General features: G+C 70.4%; 5 protein-coding genes. 3 read left to right on the top strand and 2 right to left on the bottom strand.

Features of this window, described 5'->3' with window-relative positions; all coding sequences use genetic code 11:
- The first annotated feature begins 104 nt into the window (after positions 1–104).
- The 3 genes from I3F58_RS29070 to I3F58_RS29060 all read left to right on the top strand — a co-directional run bounded on the left by I3F58_RS29070 (position 105) and on the right by I3F58_RS29060 (position 2,644).
- Positions 105–296 carry a hypothetical protein gene (locus I3F58_RS29070; RefSeq protein ID WP_240111703.1) on the top strand — a complete coding sequence of 64 codons (192 nt, stop codon included), beginning with the start codon at positions 105–107 and terminating at the stop codon, positions 294–296.
- 263 nt (positions 297–559) lie between these two features.
- Positions 560–979 carry a DUF6578 domain-containing protein gene (locus I3F58_RS29065; protein ID WP_240111702.1) on the top strand — a complete coding sequence of 140 codons (420 nt, stop codon included), beginning with the start codon at positions 560–562 and terminating at the stop codon, positions 977–979.
- 486 nt (positions 980–1,465) lie between these two features.
- Complete coding sequence (locus I3F58_RS29060) at positions 1,466–2,644, top strand: IS30 family transposase (protein ID WP_240111701.1); 1,179 nt, start codon at positions 1,466–1,468, stop codon at positions 2,642–2,644.
- A gap of 74 nt (positions 2,645–2,718) precedes the next feature.
- Here I3F58_RS29060 and I3F58_RS29930 read toward each other — a convergent pair whose 3' ends face one another.
- Together I3F58_RS29930 and I3F58_RS29055 are read right to left on the bottom strand one after the other, a co-directional pair.
- Positions 2,719–2,793, bottom strand: coding sequence for a 50S ribosomal protein bL37 (locus I3F58_RS29930; RefSeq protein WP_099048249.1), 75 nt, complete (start codon positions 2,791–2,793; stop codon positions 2,719–2,721).
- 85 nt (positions 2,794–2,878) lie between these two features.
- Positions 2,879–3,819: XRE family transcriptional regulator (locus I3F58_RS29055; protein ID WP_240111700.1), on the bottom strand; the 941-nt coding region annotated here is incomplete at its 5' end.

Raw genomic sequence — 3,819 nt, 5'->3', positions numbered from 1 at the left:
CCGTCATGACCACACCGGCCCTACAGGCCGCGTAACCGAACCTGTCACCCAACCCTGCATCAGACCCGGCATTCGTCCTGTCTGACTGGCTTTATGAAGTCATGATGCAGTCCGACAAGCTGGACGCCATCGTGCCGGACCGAGCGGTCTGGTCGGGGATCTACGCGATTTCCGGAACGTTGGAGACGACTCTGCCCGAGGTGCTCATGCCTGACTACGCCAGCCGCCTGGAGCAGGCGAGGTGGCGTTTGTTGGAGGCCGTGGGCAGCGGCGGAGGCGACGAAGCGGGGGAGTGAAGGACTTTGGAGACACTCGGGTACGCGATTGCCGCCGTGGTATGGGGCAGCGTCGTCATGGCCCTACTTGCAGGTGTGGTCGCCACGGTGCTGACCGTCAGGTGGCGTCGGCGCGCCATCGCGGCTCTGGAAAACGAAGAGTTGGCCGCCGAAGGGCGGCAAGCCCCGGGCCGGCCTGACGTCTCTCGCTGACAACACTGCCACCATCGACAGTCCTGCCCAAGGCCATCTTGAGCGTGGATCGCTCGGTGGACAATGGCGTCATGACGTTGACGATCTGGGTCGATGACTGGCAGATGCAGTGCTGCGGAGAGAACTTCAAGCCGGGGGACGTTGTCTCGTGGACGCTGCTAGAGGTCGATCCGGAGGACTACGCCGACCTCGTCGGTGCCGAACGCGCGAATGCGATCGACTTCTGCGAAGAGCATCACGGCCAGGACGAGGGGCACGCGCCCACTTCGGTGGAAGTGGTGTCGATCGTCGAGGTGCACTGCCGTTACGGGGTACCTCCGGGGGGCACGGACAAGGTGAACTACCCCGTTCCGGGCACGACCGTGCTGGTGCCGGTTGAGAAGGCGGACGGGTGGGCGAAGGCCAGGCCGGACGTGAGCTTCGCGGGCTACCTGGTGACCGCCCGGCGTGTCACCGACCTGCCGGAAGGTGCGGATGCTCGCGGTCGATGAAGGAGCCGGTGGACGCGTGCCAGAAGCGTGCCAGATCGAGCGGTCAACCACGGTCACTGGAGGATCGCTACGGCGTCCACGGCCTGTGGCAGCCGTCGCAGCGCACAGAGGGGCTGAGCTGCGGTGACGGTCCAGCTGCGGGTGCCAGGCTTACAAAGCAGATGTCGGCGGTTCGAAACCGTCCGCGCCCACCATGCCTGAACAGGCATGAAGCCCCCGGCCGCCGAGGGCGGGTTCTAGCGATCCCCGCAACACCCTGAAGTTCAGGGAGTTGCGGGGATCGTGGATTTTGAGGTGTTGAAGGCGAGGTTCTTCGAGGCGCTGGACCGGGAGGATGGCAGCGTCACCGCTGCCGCTCGTGCAGTCGGGGTGAACCGCAATACGGCGTTCGGGTGGGCCCGTCGGGCCGGTGTCCGTGGTCGCGGCAAGCCTGGCACGAGCGGGCATCCGGGACGGGCGGAGTACGAGCGGCTACGTGCGGCCGGAGTGCGGCGCCGCGATGCCGCCGCGCAGGCCGGCGTCCACGAGCGCACCGCTCAGGACTGGGACCAGGGCATCCGGCAGATCGGCCACTCGCGCCTGCGCGCCGACGGCCGCCTGATCGACTACACGACCGGTGTGACCACCATCGTTGCTGCCACGTCCCAGCCGTCCGTTGCCGCGGTCGAGGCTGAGTTGCACCCCCGGTTCCTCACCGTGGCCGAGCGGGAGCTGATCGCCGACATGCGCCGTGAGGGCCGCTCGCTGCACGCGATCGGACGGGCACTGGGCCGGCCGGCCTCCACCGTCAAGCGGGAGATCGACGCTCGTGCGGTCGCCGGCGTCTACCGGCCGCACCGGGCCCAGCGGGCGTGGGCGAAGAGCCGGTCGCGCCCCAAGGACTCCAAGCTCGCCCAGGAAGGGGCGCTGCGCGATTTTGTCGCGGGCAGGCTCCAGGAACGCTGGTCGCCCGAGCAGATCTGCCACGCTCTGCCCATCGAGTTCCCCGACGACGAGAGCATGCGGGTGAGTCCGGAGACGATCTACCAGGCCATCTACGTCCAGGCCCGTGGCGGACTGCGCCGCGAGGTCGCCCTCGCGCTGCGCACCGGGCGCACCCGCCGCAAGCCGCACCGCAGTGCGGAGCAGCGCACCCGCCGGTTCGTCGACGAGATGGTGATGATCTCCGAGCGCCCGGCCGAGGTCGAGGACCGGGCGGTTCCCGGCCATTGGGAAGGCGACCTGATCGTCGGCCCTCGCAGTGAGAGCGCGATCGTGACCCTGGTCGAGCGCTCCACCCGCTACGTCCTGCTCGGTCATCTGCCCGGCGGGCACACCGCCGAGGAGGTCCGCGACGTACTGGTGCCCTTGGTCCAAGCCCTGCCCGGGCACCTGCGAGGCTCGCTGACCTGGGACCAGGGTTGCGAGATGGCCGCGCACAAGCAGTTCACCGTGGCCACGGGAGTCCCCGTCTACTTCTGCGACCCGCACTCACCCTGGCAGCGCGGATCGAACGAGAACACCAACGGCCTGCTGCGACAGTACTTCCCCAAGGGCACCGACCTGTCCGTGCACAGCCCCGAAGACCTCGAACACGTCGCCCAGCAACTCAACGGCCGACCACGCAAAACGCTCGGCTGGAAAACCCCAGCCGAGCGCCTGCGTGATCTACTGACGACCACGTAGACCGTCAGGTGTTGCGAGGACCCCAAGAACCCGCCGAGCGCGGCCGGGGGCTTCGTCGTGTCGTCCGCCGCCTGTCAGGCGTTGGGGCGCTTGCCGTGGTTGGCCTTCTTGCCCTTGCGGGCGCGGCGCTTGTTGCCTCGCTTCGACATGGCGGGTCTCCCTTTCGGATGCGTGTTGCGGCTTCTCGTACGCTTCAGGGCGCTGCCAGCTTAAGGGCGGGGGTTTCCGGGCGCATCAGAAGGCGGTCCAGGCCTCGTCCTCCGTCGCGTAGTAGTACTGCCGGTCCGACGTGGAGCCGCTCGTACGGAACGGCCGCCCCTCGTCGTCGATGCGCAGCGTCCCGCGGCGGTCCCCACGGGTCCACTCCGCCTCCAGGTACCAGTCGCAGTCGCAGCGGGTCGTCGTCGCCTGGACGAGGAGGACCAGCGGGGCGTCCCGCGTCACCTGGAACGGCAGGTGGGGCGCGGGCAGCGTGTGCAGCCCGCCCTTGTCGTCGATGCCGGTGCCGTCCTGCGCGTGGGCCAGAGGCCGCGGCTTGTCCAGGTCCACGGCGTAGTGCGCGGGCGTCACGGCGCCGCCGCAGCCCGGGCTCATCACGTATCCGGGCCGGTCCAGCGGGGCGCGGCGTTCCACCACGCGTACCGAGAGGCGCTGGACCACGACGGGGCCGTCCTCGGGCGCGGTGACCGTCGCCCGGACCATGCTCCGGTCCCCGTCCACCGCGGCCAGCCGCGCCGCCCATGAGCGGGCGTCCTGCTGGACGGGAGGGGGCGGGACGGTGCCCGGGGTGCGGTCCAGCAGGTAGCGGTGGTCGCAGCCGTTGGACCAGATGTGGGCGTCCGTGCTGAGCGCGGGTCCCTCGGGCGCGGGTGACGAGGACGCGGCGGGAACCGGCCGGTTCCCGCCGCCACCGGAACCGGATCCTGAGCCCGCCGTCCCGTTCGCCACGACCGCCGCTCCGCCCACGAGCAGGACCAGCGCCCCGGCGGCCGGCGCCCAGCGCAGCCACCCCTGGGACGCGCGGGTCCGCGGGGCGGGCGACGGGGCCTTCGCCAACTCCACGGAGGGGCCGCCGTGCCGCTCCGAGAGGTCTGCGTCAGGGGCCGGTCCGTCTGCCGGAGCCACCGCTGCGGGCGGGTTCCCCGGCCCGGCCGCGCGCCGAGCCGCCCCGGCCG

The sequence above is a fragment of the Streptomyces sp. MUM 203J genome, assembly GCF_022414595.1.
Taxonomy (GTDB): Bacteria; Actinomycetota; Actinomycetes; order Streptomycetales; family Streptomycetaceae; genus Streptomyces.
The sequence above is the reverse complement of the archived record's forward strand: the minus strand, read 5'-3'. Positions and strand labels throughout refer to the sequence as shown.

What these genes read in the sequence shown, in the direction of transcription:
- I3F58_RS29070 (WP_240111703.1), top strand. Translation starts at nt 105, where the DNA reads ATGCAGTCCGACAAGCTGGACGCCATCGTGCCGGACCGAGCGGTCTGG.
- I3F58_RS29065 (WP_240111702.1), top strand. Translation starts at nt 560, where the DNA reads ATGACGTTGACGATCTGGGTCGATGACTGGCAGATGCAGTGCTGCGGA.